This window comes from Microbacterium marinilacus, from assembly GCF_019753765.1.
GTDB lineage: Bacteria > Actinomycetota > Actinomycetes > Actinomycetales > Microbacteriaceae > Microbacterium > Microbacterium marinilacus.
This window is the reverse complement of the sequence record NZ_JAIJZW010000002.1, coordinates 216,050-232,824: the sequence shown is the minus strand read 5'-3', so window position 1 is coordinate 232,824 and position 16,775 is coordinate 216,050. Positions and strand designations below refer to the sequence as shown.

Below are 16,775 nucleotides of genomic sequence, written 5' to 3'. Positions count from 1 at the left end.
GCCCGCGGGGGGGGGGGGGGGGGCGGGGGGGGGGGGCCCCCCCCCCGCCGCCCCCCCCCCCCCCCCCCCCCGCCGCCATCGCGCGGTCGATCATCGCGATCACGTTCTCGGTGCCGCGCCGGGTGCCCGTGGTCTCCGCCGCAGCCGCCATCCTCGCGATCCGCCGCTCGTCGTGCAGCAGGGGCACGATCTCGCTCCGCACCCGCTCCGGCGTGAACGCCGCGTCCTCGATCAGGATCGCGGCTCCCGCCGCGAGCGAGGCGGACGCGTTGAGCCGCTGCTCGCCGTTTCCCACGGCGTACGGCACGTACACCGCCGGGATGCCCAGCGCGGCGACCTCGCTGACCGTCGAGGCACCGGAGCGGGAGACGATGAGGTCGGCCAGCGCGAAGGCGAGATCCATACGGTCGACGTAGCGGCGGACGGCATACCCGGCCGCTCCGGGATCCGGCAGGTCGGAGCGCTCCCCCGTCACGTGCAGCAGCTGCCACCCGGCGTCGAGCACGTCGCGCCACGCTCCCGCCATCGCCTCGTTGATGCGCAGCGCCCCGAGCGAGCCGCCGAACACCAGCAGCGTCTTGCGTGCCGGGTCGAGGCCGAAGTGCGCAGCGGCCTCCGCGCGCCGCGCTTCGCGATCGAGCTCGACGATCTCGGGCCGAAGCGGCATGCCGACGACCTCGCCGCGTCGGATGGGCGTCCCCGCGAACGCCACGCCGACCCCGGCCGCCCGCCGGGCGCCGAGCACGTTCGCGAGCCCGGGCCGCGCGTTCGCCTCGTGCACGACGAAGGGCACCCGTTCCCGCCTCGCGGCGACGTACGCGGGCGCGGATGCGTATCCGCCGAAGCCGACGATCGCCTCCACCCCGCGGTCGCGGATGTAGCCGCGCACCCGACCGACCGCGCGCTGGAACCGCACCGGGAACGCGGCGGCCCCGCGATCGGGGCGGCGCGGGAACGGCACCTTCTCGACGATCAGCAGCTCGTAGCCGCGCTCGGGCACGAGCCGGGACTCGAGCCCCTCCTGAGTCCCCAGCACCAGCACCTGCGACTCCGGGTCGCGGCGGCGCAGCCCGTCGGCGACCGCGAGCAGGGGGTTCACGTGCCCGGCGGTGCCGCCGCCGGCAAGGAGGTACGTCGTCACTTGGCTCTTCCTGCTCGTGCGGCCGGTCTCTTCTTTGCTCCCGGCTTTGCTCTCGGCGGCGCCACGCTCTTCGCCGCGCGGCCCCTGCCCGCGTCCGGCGGCAGTGATCTGGCGAAGGCCAGGAGCACCCCGCAGGCCAGCAGCACCGCCACGAGGGAGCTTCCGCCGGCGGACATGAACGGGAGCGGCACGCCCAGCACCGGGAAGACGCGCAGCACGACGCCGATGTTGACGAGCGCCTGCCCGAGGATCCACACCGTGATGCCGCCCGCGGCCACCTTGACGAACGGATCGTCGCTGTTGCGGATCACCCGGAACGCCCCGACCGCGAACGTCGCGAACAGGGCCAGCACGACGACGCAGCCGAGGAGGCCGAGCTCCTCGCCGACGATCGCGAAGATGTAGTCGTCCGCGGCGGCGGGCAGCCAGCTGTACTTCTCGACCGAGTTGCCGAGGCCCACGCCGAAGATCCCGCCGCCTGCGAGCCCCCAGATGCCGTGCGTCGCCTGGTAGCACTCGTTCAGGTAGTCGCAGTTCTCGTCGAACAGGCTGAGGATGCGCTTCATGCGGTTCTCGCTCGTGACGGCGTAGCCGACGACGCCGATCACGCCCAGGATGAGCGGGAGCACGAAGATCCGCAGATTGACCGGCGAGAAGAACAGCGCGCCCAGCATGACCAGGACGAGGATCATCACGGTGCCGAGGTCATGCCCGGCGAGGACGGTGCCCATCGCCAGCGCCGCCACCGGCACGAGCGGCACGACGACATGCCGCGCCCGGCCCAGCAGGGCGCGCTTGCGGTACAGGATCATGCCGATCCACAGCGCGAGGGCGAGCTTGAGGAACTCCGACGGCTGCGCCGAGAAGCCCGCGATCCGGATCCAGTTCCGGTTGCCGCCCGACTCGTAGCCCAGCCCCGGGACGAACACCAGCAGCTGCAGACAGATCGCTCCGATCAGCGCGATCCAGCCGGTGCGTCGGAAGAAGCGGACGGGCAGGCGGCTGACGACGAACATCGCGGCGACGCCGACCAGCGCGAACAGTCCCTGCTGCAGGCCGTCGTTGTAGGGGCTCTTGCCGCCGGCTATGGAGGTCGCCGTCGTGGCCGAGGTGACCATGACGATCCCGAAGCCGGTGAGCAGCAGCGCCGTGGAGGCGATCAGCAGGAACTCGAGCGGCACGGGCGCGAACACCCGTCCGAGCGAGACGCGCGCGGTCAGCGCACCGGACTCGCGGCCGTCAGCGCCCGTCCGGGGTCGCGTCGTCGTCGTGCTCATGGCGCGCTCCCCCTTCATTCCACTCCCTCACCGCGACCGCGAACCGTTCGCCCCGGTCGTCGTATCCCGCGAACTGGTCGAACGAGGCGGCCGCGGGTGCCAGCAGCACCACGTCTCCGTCTCGTGCGGCCTGCGCCGCCAGCTCGACGGCCCGGCCCATGACGTTCTCAGTCTGTGCGTGGTCCACCTCGAACACCGGCACCCCCGGCGCGTGTCGCGCGAACGCCGCGACCACCTCGGCACGCTCGACGCCGATGACGATCGCCGCGCGGCTCGCCGACCCGCGCTGGGCCACGAGGGCCCCGATGTCGACGCCCTTCAGCTGGCCGCCGACGATCCACACGGCGCCCGGGTACGCGGCCAGCGAGGACGCCGCCGCGTGCGGGTTGGTCGCCTTGGAGTCGTCGACCCAGGTGACGCCGCGTTCGCGGGCGACCACCTCGATGCGATGCGGATCGAGGCGGAAGCCCTCGAGGGCGGTGCGGATCGCGGCGGGCGGGACGTCGAGGGAGCGCGCCAGCGCGGCCGCCGCCAGGACGTTCGCCACGATGTGCGGCGCCGAGAGCCCCTGTTCGGCCAGCGCCGCCACGGTCGTCAGCTCGAGAGCGGACGTGCGGCGCTCCGCCAGGAAGGCCCGGTCGACGAGGATGCCGTCGACGACGCCGAGGTCGCTCGGACCGGGCGTGCCGAGGTCGAATCCGATCGCGCGGGCGCCCTCGACCACCTCGGCGTCCTCCACCATGTGCCGGGTCGCCTCGTCCGCCTTGTTGTACACGGCGGCCGCCTTCGTGCCCCGGTAGACGACGGCCTTGGCATCCCGATACGCGTCCGCCGACCCGTGCCACAGCAGGTGGTCGTCGGCGAGGTTCAGGCAGACCGCGGCGTGCGGGGACGGCGAGCCGGCTCCCTCGTTCAGCCCGAGGTACCAGAGCTGGTGGCTCGACAGCTCGACCACGAGCACGTCGAAGCCCTCGGGGTCGCGCACGGCGTCGAGGATCGGGACGCCGATGTTGCCGCACGGCGCGGCGCGCAGGCCGCCCTCGACGAGCATCGTCGCGGCCAGCCGGGTGGTCGTCGTCTTGCCGTTCGTCCCCGTGACGAGGACCCACTCGGCCGGGGCGCCGTCCGGCCTCGGCACCTTGTCGCGCACGCGCCAGGCCAGCTCGATGTCTCCCCACAGCGGCACTCCCGACTCGCGCGCCCACGCCACGACGGGGTGGGACGGGGGGAAGCCGGGAGAGGCGACGACGACCTCGGGCGCGAACGCCGCCAGCTCGTCCGGGACCTCGCCGAGGTCGCCCTGCCACAGCCGGGCACCGATCACCGGCAGGAGACGCGCGTACTCCTCGGCGGCGCTCTCGGTCACGACCAGGACGTCGGCGCCGAGCTCGGCCAGCGTGTCCGCCACCGAGAACCCGGTCGCGGCGAGGCCCAGCACGGCCACGCGCAGACCCTTCCAGTCGGCGTGCCAGCTCGTCAGGGCGTCGAGGCGGTCCGTGGAGGTCATGCGTGCCCCTTCGCTCATGTGAGGCTGAGCCATTCGACGTAGAGCAGGCCGACCCCGCTCAGCGCGAGAAGGCCGGCGACGATCCAGAAGCGCACGACGATCGTGACCTCCGGCCATCCGCGCATCTCGAAGTGATGGTGGATGGGACTCATCAGGAAGAGCCGCTTGCCACGGGTCGCCTTGAAGTAGAGACGCTGCAGGATCACGGAGCCGGACGACAGGACGAACAGGCCGGCGATCAGGATGCCGAGCAGCTCTGTGCGGGTGAGCACCGCCATCGCGGTCAGGACGCCGCCGATCGCCATGGAGCCGACGTCGCCCATGAACACCTGCGCCTTGGGGGCGTTCCACCAGAGGAAGCCGACCAGACCGCCGACGAGTGCGGCCGAGACGATCGCGAGGTCGAGGGGATCTCGGGTGCTGTAGCAGCCGGGGGCGAGCTCAGGCGCGAGGCCCTCGCCCGTGCAGGCCTGGTTGAACTGCCAGAACGCGATCATGCTGTAGGCGCCGATGACGAAGATGCCGGCTCCCGTGGCGAGCCCGTCGAGACCGTCGGTGAGGTTGACGGAGTTCGAGAACCCGGTGCCGAGCAGCGACAGCCACGCGAGATACAGCAGCCACGCCAGCACCGGGGTCAGCGCGAAGAACGACAGCGCCGGGATGTCGCGGAACAGCGAGATGTAGCCGGTGGCGGGAGTCTGCCGATAGGCGTCGGGGAAGTTCATCGCGGCGATGCCGAACGGGATGATCGCGAGCACCTGGCCGGCGATCTTGCGCCAGCCGCTCAGGCCGTCGTAGTGGTTCTGCTTGACCTTCAGGTAGTCGTCGATGAAGCCCACGGCGCCGAAGGACAGCATCAGCCAGATGACGAGCCAGCCCGAGGGCGTCGGGGGGTTGCCGCCGGCGAAGCAGCCGACGAGGTAGCCGACGACGGTGCCGACGATGAAGATGGTGCCGCCCATGGTGGGCGTGCCGCGCTTGACCTCGTGGTCGGGGGCGAGCATCTTCGCGTTCGCGACGCGGATGGGCTGCGCCCAGCCCCACTTGCGGAACGCCCGCAGGAACACGGGCGTGAGGAAGAGCGAGAACGCCAGGGAGATCGCCGCAGCTGTCAGGAGTGATCTCACGTGAACGATTCTCCCAGACGATCGCCGAGGAACCTGAGCCCCGCCGAGTTGGACGACTTCACGAGCACGCGATCGCCGTCGCGCAGCTCGCCCTGCAGATAGGCGAACGCCTCGTCGGCGTCGGAGAAGAACACTGCCTCGTCGCTCCACGAGCCCTCGGCCACGGCCGCCAGGTAGAGGCTGCGCGCCTCGTCGCCGACGACCACGATGCGCGGGATCCGCAGGCGCACGGCGAGCAGGCCGATCTTGGCGTGCTCCTCGTGGGCGTGCTCCCCCAGCTCGCTCATCGCCCCCAGGACGGCCACCATGCGCTCATCCGGGCGCGTGATCTGCGCGAGCGTGCGCAGCGCGGCGGACATCGAGTCGGGGCTGGCGTTGTACGCGTCGTTGATGATGCGCACCCGGTCCGATCCCATCACCTGCATCCGCCAGCGCTCGGCGAGCTCGAGCTCGCCCACGCGCTCGACCGCGGCGGCCGGGTCGACGCCGAGCGCCACCGCCGCGGTGATCGCCGCGACGGCGTTCTTGACATGGTGCGCGCCGAGCACGCGAAGGTGCAGGGGCAGGTCCTGTCCGTCGACCGTGACGGTCGCGTCCGTGCCCTCCGCGGTCACGCGCAGACCGGAAGCCCGCACGTCCGCGGCGTCGGCCTCGCCGAACCATCGCACGGCGAGACCGCGGTCGTCGGCGATCGACGCCATCCCCGCCACGCGCGGGTCGTCGGCGTTCAGCACCGCGATCCCCGGGGCGTCCTGCCCGGGCAGGGGCGTGGCCCGGATCGCGGAGACGAGCTCGGACTTCGCCCGCACGGTCGACTCGATGCCGCCGAAGCCCCCCGCGTGCGCCATGCCGACCATGAGCACCACGCCCACGTCCGGCGTCACGAGCCCGGCCAGACGCGCGATCTGCCCCGACGCGTCGGCCCCGAACTCGCACACCAGGTAGCGGGTGTCGTGGGTGACCCGCAGCATCGTCAGCGGCGCGCCGACCGAGTTGTTGTACGACCCGACCGGGGCGACGGTCTCCCCCTCGGGGCGCAGGATCGTCGCCAGCATGTTCTTGGTGGTCGTCTTGCCGTTCGATCCCGTGATGCCGACGATGCGCAGTCGTCCCGACGCGCGCACCCGTGACACGACCTCGCGGGCGAGCTGCGCGATCGCGACGACGACGTCCGCCACCACGATCTGCGTCACCGGCTCGTCCACGACGCGCTCGACGAGCGCCAGCACCGCGCCGCGGGAGACGGCGGTTCCGACGAACAGGTGTCCGTCGGTGGTCTCGCCCGGCTTGGCGACGAAGACGCCGCCCGCCGTCATGTTGCGGGAGTCCGTGTCGACGACGCCGGAGACGACAGTGGCCGGCTCGTCCGCGCCGTGCAGGCGCAGCTCGCCGTCGACGGCCGCCGCGATCTCGGACAGGGACAGGGCGATCATGCGGCGAACCTCCGTGGCGCACGCGCTCCCGCCCGCCGGGCGGGGGTGCGCATCACTTGAACTTGGGGAGCTTGGTCTCGGGCTCCGAGGCGCCCGGCATCACGCGGTAGGACTGCAGGACGTACGTCATCGCCTTCTGCAGAGCGGGTGCCGTGGCCGCAGACGAGGTTACCCGCTTCGGTTCGTCGAGCGTAATCATCACGACGTACTGCGGGTCGTCGGCGGGCGCGAACCCGACGATGCTGGTGAAGTACAGCCCGGCCTTGTAGCCGCCGCTGCCGTTGGTCTTCTGGGCGGTTCCGGTCTTGGCCGCGATGCTGTAGCCCGGCACCTTGATCTGCTCGGCCACCGGCCCCTGGAACCCGACGTTCTCCAGCATCAGCCGCACCTGCTCCGCGGTGTCCTCGCTGATGATGCGCTCGGACTCGCCGGCGTCGGCCTTGACGACATCGCCGTCGGCGGTCGTGCACGACTCGATGAGGCTGAGCGGCACCTTCACGCCGCCGTTCGCGATGGTCTGGTAGGCGCTGACGACCTGCGGGATCGTCGCCGTGAACGCCTGCCCGAAGGTGGTGGCGTAATGGGTCTGGTTGTCCCAGGTGTCGGCCGCGGCGATCCAGCCGTTCTCCTCGCCCGGGAAACCGACGGTCGCGCCGCCGCCGATGCCGAAGCGCGTGAGCCAGTCGTGCCGCTGCTCGTCCGACAGCAGCTCGCCGAACTTCGACAGCGCGACGTTGGACGAGTCCATCAGCGCGCCGGCGAGCGTGTACTCGTACGTGGGGTGGACGAAGGAGTCGCCGACCTTGGCGCCGTTCGGGAACGTCTCGGAGCTGGAGGCCGAGACCGAGCTGAGCGGCGTCGCGACGCCCTCCTCGATGAGCATCGCGGCGGTGACCGGCTTGAACGTCGAACCCGGCTCGAACACCTCGCTGAACACGAGCGATTTGCGGTAGTTCGGGTCGGACGACAGGACGTCGTTCGGGTCCATCGACGGGTACTGCGCGGCGGCGCGGATCTGCCCGGTCTTGACGTCGACGACCGTCACGGTGCCGGCGATCGCCTGCTGGTTCTCCGTCTCCTCCGCGATCATCTGCTCCATGTACCACTGCAGATCGGAGTCGATCGTGAGCTGCACCTGGCCGCCGTCCACCGCGGGGGTGACCTTCTCGGTGCCCGGGATGCGGACCCCGCCCGCGCCGCCCTTGGCGTAGGTCTCCTCGCCGTTGGTGGCCTCGAGGCAGGAGTCCTCGGCCAGCTCGATGCCCGCGAGCGGGTCGCCGTCGTTGGACTCGAATCCCACGAGCGTGCCGGCGACGGCGCCGTTCGGGTACTCGCGCGACGGGTTCGACTCGTACGTCAGGTAGGGTACGGCGAGCTCCCGCAGTGCCTGGTACTGCGCGGTGGACACGCTCTTCGCGAGCTGCGCCCACTGCGAGTCCGGCTCGTTCGCCTTCTTGTCGGCGACGATCTGCTTCACCTCTGCGCTGTCCTGCCCGAGGATCTGCGCGATGAGCTCGGCCTGCTCGTCCCAGGTCTGCGTGTACGACTCGCCGTCCTCGGTCTCGCGCTTGATGTCGCCGACGAGCGTCGGGTCGATGGCGACGTCGTAACGCATCGTGCTGCTGGCGAGCACCGTGCCGTTCGCGTCCACGATCGCACCGCGGTTGCCCCAGAGCGTCTCGCTGCCGACCATGTTGCCGGTGCTGATCGAGTCGGCGATGTGGTCGTCGGCGTGGACGACCTGGATGTCGATCAGCCGCAGCACGAAGCCGGACAGGATGACCAGCACGGCGCCGGCCGCCACCATCGTGCGACGCCGCGACGAACGGCTCATCGTCCCGCGCGCGGTGGTGGCCGTCCCGGACTGCCGGCTCGCGGTCGGATTCATCGGACTCCTTGGCTCCTCGTGGCGGCGCAGCGGGCGCTGGTTCAGCTGACCGTGGTCAGACGACGGATCGACATCAGTGGGTGGTGGGGCTCGGCAGCCCCTCGGTCAGCGCGGGCGGCAGCTCGGCCTCGACGTCCTCCTCGGCCTTGTCGTCCGTCTCCTCCTTGCCGGCGAGCGTGGCGTCGGGGTCCGTGGTGAGGGGCCGACGGTCGAGGAGGGCGTTGCCGACCGCCCCGCGTCCGGCGGCATCGACCGTGGACGTGCTCCCCGCCGCGTTGCCCTCGCCGATGATCGCGCCGTCGCTCAGGCGGAGGAAGCTCGGCGAGGGATCGATCACCATCCCGAGCGCCGCGGCGTTGGCGGCGAGGTACTGGGGCGAGCTGAGGCCGGCGACCTCGTCGCGCAGCTCCTGCGCCTGCAGCGTCGCGGTGCGCCCCTCCTGCGTGAGCGCCGCGAGCTCGTACGACGACTGCGTGGTCAGGACCGACAGGCTCATCTGCGCGACCGCGATCGCGACGGCGCCGCCGAAGGCGACGATCGCGTAGCCGAGCCGCGGGCGGCGGCGCGGTGCCGGTGCCGGGACCGCCTGCAGCCGGCGGCGCGGGGCGCGCTCCGGTGCGGACGGGGTGGGGCGGACGCGCGCGGCCGCCGTGTTCGCGAGACTCATGCGGCCTCCCTCACTCGCTCGATGGCACGGAGCCGGACCGGCTTCGCGCGGGGGTTCAGAGCCGCCTCGTCGTCACCGGCGAGCTCGGCGCCCTTGACGAGCAGGCGGAACTGCGCCGCGTGCTCGGGCAGCTCCATCGGCAGCCCTGCGGGTGCCGTGGAGCTCGTCGCCTCGGCGAAGAGGCGCTTCACGAAGCGGTCCTCGAGCGACTGGTAGGAGAGGACGACCAGACGCCCGCCGACCGAGAGCGTGCGGAGCGCGGCGGGGATGGCGCGCTCGAGTGCGGCCAGCTCGCCGTTGACCTCGATGCGCAGCGCCTGGAAGACCCGCTTCGCCGGGTGGCCGGCGTTCTTGAGCGCCGCAGGGGTCGCTGCCTGCAGGATGTCGACCAGCCGTCCGGAGCGCTCCAGCGGCGTCTCCTGGCGCGCGGCGATGATCGCCCGGGCATAGCGGCCGGCGAGCTTCTCCTCGCCGTAGCGCTCGAAGATGCGGCGGAGGTCGCCCTCGCCGTAGCTCGCGAGCACGTCCGCTGCGGTGATGCCCTGCGTCGGGTCCATCCGCATGTCGAGCGGAGCGTCCTGGGCATATGCGAAGCCGCGCTCTGCCTCGTCGAGCTGCAGCGACGACACCCCGAGGTCGTAGAGGATCGCGTCGGCGTGATCGACGCCTGCGATCTCGAGAGCCTCGGCGATCCCGTCGTACACCGTGTGGACGAGCGTGGAGCGATCGGCGAAGGGGGCGAGACGCTCCCCCGCGATGCGCAGCGCGTCCGGATCGCGGTCGAGCCCGATGTGCCGGATGTCCGGGAACCTCTCGAGGAAGGCCTCGGAGTGGCCGCCCATGCCGAGCGTGCCGTCGACGTAGACGGCGGTCCGGCCCTCGTCGGCGGCGCGCTGCAGGGCGGGGCCGAGCAGCGCGATGCAGCGCTCGAGGAGCACGGGGACGTGGATGTCGCGAAGGTTCATGATGTTCGGGACCGGGGCCGGTCCCCCGGTTCTGATCCCCATCCGCTCGACCTGGCGCCGGGGAAGTGCGTCAGGGCTGCGGGTGGGGGTCACAACCGGGGGTTCGGCTCAGAAAAGGCCCGGGATCACCTCCTGCTCCATCTCCGAATAGCTCTCTTCGTTGTTCTCGAGGTAGGCGTTCCAGGCCGACGCGTCCCAGATCTCCGCGTGCGCGCCGACGCCCGTGACGATGAGCTCCTTCTCGAGCCCGGCGTACGTGCGCAGGTGCTGCGGGATCGTGATGCGGTTCTGACCGTCGGGGGTCTCGGCGCTCGCGCCCGAGAGGAACATGCGCAGGAAGTCACGGGCCTGCTTGTTGCTGAGCGGCGCCTGCCGGATCCGCTCGTGGACCTGCTCGAACTCGGCCGTGCTGAACACGTACAGGCAGCGCTCCTGTCCGCGGGTGACGACGATCCCTCCGGCGAGCTCCTCGCGGAACTTCGCCGGCAGGATGACCCGGCCCTTGTCGTCGAGCTTGGGGGTATGGGTACCCAACAACACTGGCCATCACCCCCCTTGTCCGGCCGGTCCCGAGGATATTCCCCACTTTACTCCACTTCTCCCCACTGTCTAGAGACAGACACGACTTTATTCCCGTGTCGCGCGCGAAAGATCCGCATCATTCCGCGGTGGATGGCGGGTGGTGGCGGGTGGAGGGAAAGTGGAGCCCGACGCGCCGAGTGCGCGTCACCGGGCCGCATCGGACGGACAGACCTGCCCCACAGGCACAAAAAAAGCGCCGACCCGAAGGTCGGCGCTCGATGAAGAGGAGAGGCGGGGCTTCTAGCCGTCGCCGTTCTGGCGACGGTCCCAGCGCTCGTTCACGCGGTCCATGAAGGAGGCCTGACGCGGCGCGCGCGCGGGCTTTCCGCCGGCCGCGCGGGCGGGGGTCTCGCTGCCCTTGACGGGCCTGACGGCGAGCACGACTCCGCCCACCATCGCCGCGAAGCCGACCACGCCGAGGGAGAGACCGAGCGGCAGGCTCGAACGCCAGAGGGCGATACCGGCGATGATCGCGCCGAGACCGGCCAGGACGAGGATCGCGCCGTAGATCAGGTTGCGGTAGCTCAGGACCTGAGCGCCCGCGGGCGCGCTCACGACATCGGCGTCGTTCTGCATGAGATGGCGCTCCATCTCATCCAGCAGACGCTGCTCCTGCTCGGAGAGTGGCATCGTGTCCCCCTCGAATGAATCGGTAGCCCTCATTCTAGTCTCGGGCCGGAGAACTAGGCTAGGCCTGTGACGTCGCCGCCCCCCTTCATCGAAGCGATCTCCCAGCGACTCGATAAGTTCGCGGCGGAACGACGCGAGGAGGCCCTCGAGCTGGGGCCCGAGGCGGTGACCTTCACCGAGCACGCGTTGGCCGGCCTGCGCGGCGGGAAGCGCCTTCGCGCGCGCTTCTGCTGGTGGGGCTGGCGCGGCGTCGCGCACGGCTCGAGCGTCACGGAGTCCGCCGAGGACGCGGCAATCGGCGTGAGCGCCGCGCTCGAGATCTTCCAGGCGGCGGCACTCGCCCATGACGATCTGATCGACAACTCCGACACGCGGCGCGGCCGCCCGTCCGCGCACCGCGCCCTGGAGGCCGCACACCGCGCTGCGGGCTGGACGGGCGATGCCGCCGCGTTCGGCCGCGCCGGGTCCGTGCTGCTCGGCGACCTTCTCGTCGCGTGGAGCGACGATCTCCTCGAGGAGGCGCTCGCGACGCTCCGCGACCTGGATGCGGCGGCGGTCGCCCGCCGCGAATACGGCCTCATGCGCCGCATCGTCACGATCGGCCAGTTCCTCGATGTCGCGGAGGAGTCGGCGTGGAGCACAGCCGGCGACGACACGCACGGCCGCCGTGCGCTCCGCGTCGCGTCCTACAAGTCGGCGCGATACAGCGTCCAGCAGCCGCTGGTGATCGGCGGCGCGCTGGCAGGCGCCGATGAGACGGGACTGGCGTCACTGCGCGCGTTCGGCCATCCGCTCGGGATGGCCTTCCAGCTGCGAGACGACGTGCTCGGGGTGTTCGGAGACTCCGTCGAGACGGGAAAGCCGGCCGGCGACGATCTGCGCGAGGGCAAGCGCACGGCGCTGGTCGCCTTCTGTCGCCAGGCCCTCGCACCCGCCGATCGCGAGCGCTTCGACGGGATGCTCGGCGACCCGGGGCTGACCGACGCCGACGTCGCCGAGCTCCGCGACACGATGCGGTCGACCGGCGCCCTGGACGAGACGGAGCGGCTGATCGCCGCGTACGCCGCCGAGGCCGACGCGGCACTGGACGACGCCCCCCTCGACTCCGACGCCGCGGGGCAGCTCCGGGAGCTGGCACGGGCGGCCGTCGACCGGCGCGCCTAGAGCGCTCCCCGAGCGACCGACGCCTCTCCGCAGCGGCGGAGCGTCAGGCGAGCGTCTGCGCGACCCGCCGCACCTCGGCCTTGCGGCCCGCGCGGAGCGCCTCGATCGGGGCGTCCCCGATCGACTCCTCCGGAGTGAGCAGCCAGTCGATGGCCTCGTCGTCGTCGAACCCGGCGTCGTGAAGGACGATCACCGTGCCCCGCAGCGACGACAGCACCTCGTCGTCCACGAAGAACACCGAGGGGATCCGCAGCGGCCCCTCGCGTCGCGATCCGACGAGGGCCTTCTCGTCGAGAAGCCGGCGCACCCGGCCGGGTGTCTCCCCCAGCAGCTCGGCCACCTCGGGAAGCGTCAGCCACTCGGTGGCGACGCGATCATGGCGGGGACTGGTCGAGGCGGCATCGTTCGCTGTCACGCTGCCACTATCTCATCCGCAGCCGAGAGGCGTCCCGCAGGAGGACAGCGGCCTTCGTCACATCAGTCACACAGATCACACGCCTCACTCCGGACCCGCTCATAACACAGGTCACTCCATATAGCAGCAGTTGACACGCCTACACAGACGTGACACGGTTTCTGAGTCGAATAGCGCCGACGACCATCCGAGGGGGACCCCACCGTGCACCGACGCCTTCCCGCACGCGCCAGCCACGCTCGCGCCAGCCAGCCGATGCGCTCGCTCTTCACGACCGTCCCGGTCGCGATCGCGGGCTCGATCGCGCTGTCGCTCGGCGCGTCGCCGGCCGCGGCCGCCGACGTGAAGATGCGCGACGGCGTGCGCGACGGACAGGCCCCCGCCGATGCGTTCGGCGCGGTCCGCGGTGCCACCGCGCTCGCTCCGGCCGCGACGGTCGCCCCCACCCGGGTCGAGGCGGCCGTGCGCACCGCCGCCCGCGCGACCACCCACCTCGTCCAGCAGGGCGACACCGTCACCCGCATCGCGATCCAGGCGGGGCTGCGCACGATCGACGTCCTGAACTGGAACAACCTGGGCTGGTCGAGCACCATCTACCCCGGCCAGGTCCTGCGCCTCGCTCCCGGTGCGACGCCCGCCGCGCCCACCGCGGCCCCGGCTGCCGCCGTGCAGCCCGCCGCAGCGACCACCGGCACCTACACGGTCAAGGTCGGAGACACCGTGTGGGCGATCGCCGCCCAGCACGAGACGACGGTCGACGCCATCCTCAAGGCGAACGGGCTGTCGGCGAGCGCCGTGATCTACCCGGGCCAGAACCTCGCCGTCTCCGGTTCCGCCCCCGCGGCGCAGCCCGCCGCCACGGGATCCTCCGCTCCCGCCTCTTCGGAATCGGCGCCGACCTCGAAGCCCGTGCCCGCCGCCGGCGGCGAGTCGTACACGGTCCAGGCCGGCGACACCGTGTGGGGCATCGCGCAGAAGAACGGCACGACCGTGGACGCCGTGATCCAGGCGAACGGGCTGGGCTCCGCCGCGACGATCTTCCCCGGGCAGAAGCTGAAGCTCTCGGGGTCGACCTCGGCCGCCGCCCCCGCCGCCGACCCTGCGCCCGCTGCGGAGCCCGCGAAGCAGGCGGAGCCGGCTCCTGCCGCCACCTCGAGCTCGAGCTCGGGCAAGACCTACGAGGTCACCGCCGGCGACACGCTCTGGGGCATCGCGCAGAAGAACGGCACGACGGTCTCCGCCGTCCTCGAGGCCAACGGCCTGTCCGAGGGCGCGATCATCTACCCGGGTCAGAAGCTGAAGCTGTCGGCCGCCGCGCCGATCGCCGCCAGCACGGCGTCGACGCCGTCCGACGAGGACCCGAGCCTCCAGCGCTCGACGGTCCTCGACGCCGAGCAGTCCGAGAACGCGAGCCTGATCATCCGCGTCGGCCGCGAGATCGGCGCGTCCGACCGGGCGATCGCCATCGCGCTCGCGACGGCCATGGTCGAGTCGGGCATCCGCAACCTCGACTACGGCGACCGCGACTCGCTGGGCCTGTTCCAGCAGCGTCCGAGCGCCGGCTGGGGCACCGCCGACCAGGTGCGCGACCGCGAGCGGGCCACGCGCGTGTTCTTCGGCGGCGAGCACAATCCCAACAAGGGCAACACCCGCGGCCTGTACGACATCGCCGGCTGGGAGAGCATGGAGTTCACAGACGCCGCGCAGGCCGTGCAGATCTCCGCGTTCCCCAACCGCTACGGCCAGTGGGAGACCGCCGCGTACGGCTGGCTCGCCCAGCTCGGCTGAGCCGACGCCTCTTGGCGACCCTCTCCTCCGCGCGCCAGCGGAGCGCAGGACGGCGCCCCGCGAGCAGACGGCTGCGGGTGCGCCGTTCCCAGGTCCTGACCGGCCTCGAACGTAGAATCGGCCTGTGAGCACGAGTCAGCAGGTCGATCCCCTCATCGGGCGGCTTGTCGACGGTCGCTACCGGGTCCGCGCGCGCATCGCGCGCGGCGGGATGGCGACCGTGTACGTCGCCACCGACCTGCGCCTGGAGCGCCGCGTGGCGCTCAAGGTGATGCACGGCCACCTCAGCGACGACAGCGTGTTCCAGAGCCGGTTCATCCAGGAGGCCCGATCGGCCGCTCGGCTGTCGGACCCCCACGTGGTCAACGTGTTCGACCAGGGCCAGGACGGCGAGCTCGCGTACCTCGTCATGGAGTACCTGCCCGGGATCACGCTGCGCGAGCTGCTGAAGGAGCAGCGCCGCCTCACGGTCACGCAGACCATCACGATCATGGACGCCGTCCTGTCGGGGCTCGCCGCCGCGCACCGCGCCGGCCTCATCCACCGCGACGTGAAGCCCGAGAACGTGCTGCTGGCCGAGGACGGCCGGATCAAGATCGGCGACTTCGGGCTCGCGCGCGCATCGTCGGCGAACACCGCGACAGGGGCGCAGCTTCTCGGGACCATCGCCTACCTCGCCCCCGAGCTGGTGACCCGCGGCACGGCCGATGCCCGCAGCGACATCTACGCGCTCGGCATCCTCCTCTACGAGCTGCTCGCCGGCGAGCAGCCGTACAAGGGCGAGCAGCCGATGCAGATCGCGTTCCAGCACGCCACCGACTCGGTGCCGCGCCCCAGCGTCAAGAACCCCGGTGTCCCTGAGCAGCTCGACGAGCTCGTGCTGTGGGCCACGGAGAAGGACCCCGACGAGCGGCCGTCCGACGCGCAGGAGATGCTCGAGCGGCTGCGCGAGATCGAGCGCGAGCTCGGCATCGCTCCCCTGCCCACGCGCTCCGCCGCCGCGTTCGACACCCGCATGCTTCCGGCCGAGGCCCCGGACGCCGGCGCGACCAAGGTGCTGCCGGGAGTGCTTCCCGTCACCGCCGACCTCACCGAGGGCATCGACGACTCCGTGGCCTCCGAGCAGCCGGACAACGCCGCGCGCCTCCGACACCGGTCGGCGCAGCGCCGCCGTCGCGGAGGCCTGCTGCTCGCGCTCGTGCTGCTGCTGGCGGCCGCGGCGGGCGCGATCGGCTGGTGGTTCGGCTCGGGCCCGGGCTCGCAGGTGGCGGTGCCGGAGGTCTCCGGCACGTTCGCCGACGCGAAGGCGTCGCTCGCCGAGTTCGAGCTGACCGCGGCCGAGGCGCCGCAGAGCAGCCTCGACGTGCCGGCGGGGCAGGTCATCGGCACCGAGCCCGAGGCGGGCGCGCGCGTCGACCGCGGCACCGAGGTGACCGTGGTGGTGTCCGCGGGGCCCGCCGAGGTGCAGGTGCCGTCGTTCGCGGGGGTCTCGCTGACGGACGCCCACTCCCGTCTCGACGAGCTGCGCATCTCGTACGACGATGCCGAGAACCTGATGCTGTACTCGGATGCCCCGAAGGACGAGGTGATCGGCCTCGAGATCGTCCCCGCCGACGGCGGCGACCGCGTGGGCTGCTTCGACGAGGGCTGCGCGGCGCACGAGGGCGACGCCGCCGACCTCATCGTGTCGCTCGGGCCGCTGCCGGACGTCACGGGCATGTCCCGCTCGGACGCCGAGTCCACGCTGGGCGACGCGCAGCTTCAGGTGACGGTGAACGAGGAGTACAGCGACACGGTCGCCGAAGGCACCGTCATCCGCGTGGAGCCCCGCGCCGAGGCGGGCAACTGGCGCCCCGGCGACGCGATCACGATCGTCAGCTCGCTCGGCCCGCAGCTGTTCGAGGTGCCGAACGTGGTCGGCATGACACGCGACGAGGCAGTCCAGGCACTTTCGAATCACTTCGAAGTCACCGGCGTGGTCTTCCCCTGGAACATCGCCATGAACGAGCTGACTGAAGTGCAGTCCCAGTCAATTGCCGGCGGGACGTGGCACGCGCAGGGCACCACGATCGACATCAGCATCGACTTGCGCGACTGATCGCGGGGCAGCTGTGCGGCACTCAGTGCGGTGGGGGGGGGCGGCGGCGCGGGAGCCGGCCCCCCCCAGAGCGGCGGCGAAGGACGAGACAAC

General features: G+C 71.7%; 14 protein-coding genes. 3 read left to right on the top strand and 11 right to left on the bottom strand.

The annotated features are described in order from the left end of the window. The 10 genes from K5S26_RS04525 to K5S26_RS04480 form a co-directional block, all read right to left on the bottom strand. A partial coding sequence (locus K5S26_RS04525) for a UDP-N-acetylglucosamine--N-acetylmuramyl-(pentapeptide) pyrophosphoryl-undecaprenol N-acetylglucosamine transferase (RefSeq protein WP_221856410.1) occupies positions 1-1,141 on the bottom strand: 1,141 nt, incomplete at its 3' end. Further along, complete coding sequence (gene ftsW / locus K5S26_RS04520) at positions 1,138-2,418, bottom strand: putative lipid II flippase FtsW (protein WP_221856409.1); 1,281 nt, start codon at positions 2,416-2,418, stop codon at positions 1,138-1,140. The genes ftsW and K5S26_RS04525, both read right to left, overlap by 4 nt. Continuing rightward, entirely contained in the window at positions 2,381-3,943 is a 1,563-nt protein-coding gene (gene murD / locus K5S26_RS04515; protein WP_221856408.1) for a UDP-N-acetylmuramoyl-L-alanine--D-glutamate ligase, read from the bottom strand. The genes ftsW and murD overlap by 38 nt, the downstream gene beginning before the upstream one ends. Next, complete coding sequence (gene mraY / locus K5S26_RS04510; RefSeq protein WP_221856407.1) at positions 3,940-5,052, bottom strand: phospho-N-acetylmuramoyl-pentapeptide-transferase; 1,113 nt, start codon at positions 5,050-5,052, stop codon at positions 3,940-3,942. The genes murD and mraY overlap by 4 nt, the downstream gene beginning before the upstream one ends. Continuing rightward, entirely contained in the window at positions 5,049-6,485 is a 1,437-nt protein-coding gene (locus K5S26_RS04505; protein ID WP_221856406.1) for a UDP-N-acetylmuramoyl-tripeptide--D-alanyl-D-alanine ligase, read from the bottom strand. The genes mraY and K5S26_RS04505 overlap by 4 nt, the downstream gene beginning before the upstream one ends. A 52-nt stretch (positions 6,486-6,537) precedes the next feature. Then, the gene (locus tag K5S26_RS04500; protein ID WP_246603587.1) at positions 6,538-8,373 is read right to left on the bottom strand and encodes a peptidoglycan D,D-transpeptidase FtsI family protein; all 1,836 of its coding nucleotides are present in this window, start codon (positions 8,371-8,373) and stop codon (positions 6,538-6,540) included. A 73-nt stretch (positions 8,374-8,446) separates the two neighbouring features. Beyond that, positions 8,447-9,040, bottom strand: coding sequence for a cell division protein FtsL (ftsL, locus tag K5S26_RS04495; RefSeq protein WP_221856405.1), 594 nt, complete (start codon positions 9,038-9,040; stop codon positions 8,447-8,449). Then, complete coding sequence (gene rsmH / locus K5S26_RS04490; RefSeq protein ID WP_221856404.1) at positions 9,037-10,005, bottom strand: 16S rRNA (cytosine(1402)-N(4))-methyltransferase RsmH; 969 nt, start codon at positions 10,003-10,005, stop codon at positions 9,037-9,039. Before rsmH ends, ftsL begins: the two co-directional genes overlap by 4 nt. Positions 10,006-10,113: 108 nt before the next feature. Continuing rightward, a complete protein-coding gene (gene mraZ, locus K5S26_RS04485) occupies positions 10,114-10,545 on the bottom strand; it encodes a division/cell wall cluster transcriptional repressor MraZ (RefSeq protein ID WP_221856403.1) in 432 nt (143 codons plus the stop codon). A gap of 282 nt (positions 10,546-10,827) precedes the next feature. Further along, positions 10,828-11,217 (bottom strand): DUF3040 domain-containing protein, encoded by a 390-nt coding sequence (locus K5S26_RS04480; RefSeq protein ID WP_221856402.1) that lies wholly within the window; start codon positions 11,215-11,217, stop codon positions 10,828-10,830. 66 nt (positions 11,218-11,283) lie between these two features. Here K5S26_RS04480 and K5S26_RS04475 point away from each other — a divergent pair, with 66 nt between their 5' ends. Then, on the top strand, positions 11,284-12,381 hold the full coding sequence (locus K5S26_RS04475) for a polyprenyl synthetase family protein (RefSeq protein ID WP_221856400.1): 1,098 nt from the start codon (positions 11,284-11,286) through the stop codon (positions 12,379-12,381). 43 nt (positions 12,382-12,424) lie between these two features. Here K5S26_RS04475 and K5S26_RS04470 read toward each other — a convergent pair whose 3' ends face one another. Beyond that, complete coding sequence (locus K5S26_RS04470; RefSeq protein WP_221856398.1) at positions 12,425-12,796, bottom strand: Rv2175c family DNA-binding protein; 372 nt, start codon at positions 12,794-12,796, stop codon at positions 12,425-12,427. Between the two features lie 204 nt (positions 12,797-13,000). Here K5S26_RS04470 and K5S26_RS04465 point away from each other — a divergent pair, with 204 nt between their 5' ends. After that, positions 13,001-14,584: a muramidase family protein gene (locus tag K5S26_RS04465; protein ID WP_221856396.1), complete on the top strand. Its 1,584-nt coding sequence runs from the start codon at positions 13,001-13,003 to the stop codon at positions 14,582-14,584. Positions 14,585-14,708: 124 nt separating this feature from the next. Further along, positions 14,709-16,682 (top strand): Stk1 family PASTA domain-containing Ser/Thr kinase, encoded by a 1,974-nt coding sequence (gene pknB, locus K5S26_RS04460; RefSeq protein ID WP_221856394.1) that lies wholly within the window; start codon positions 14,709-14,711, stop codon positions 16,680-16,682. Positions 16,683-16,775: the final 93 nt, after the last annotated feature.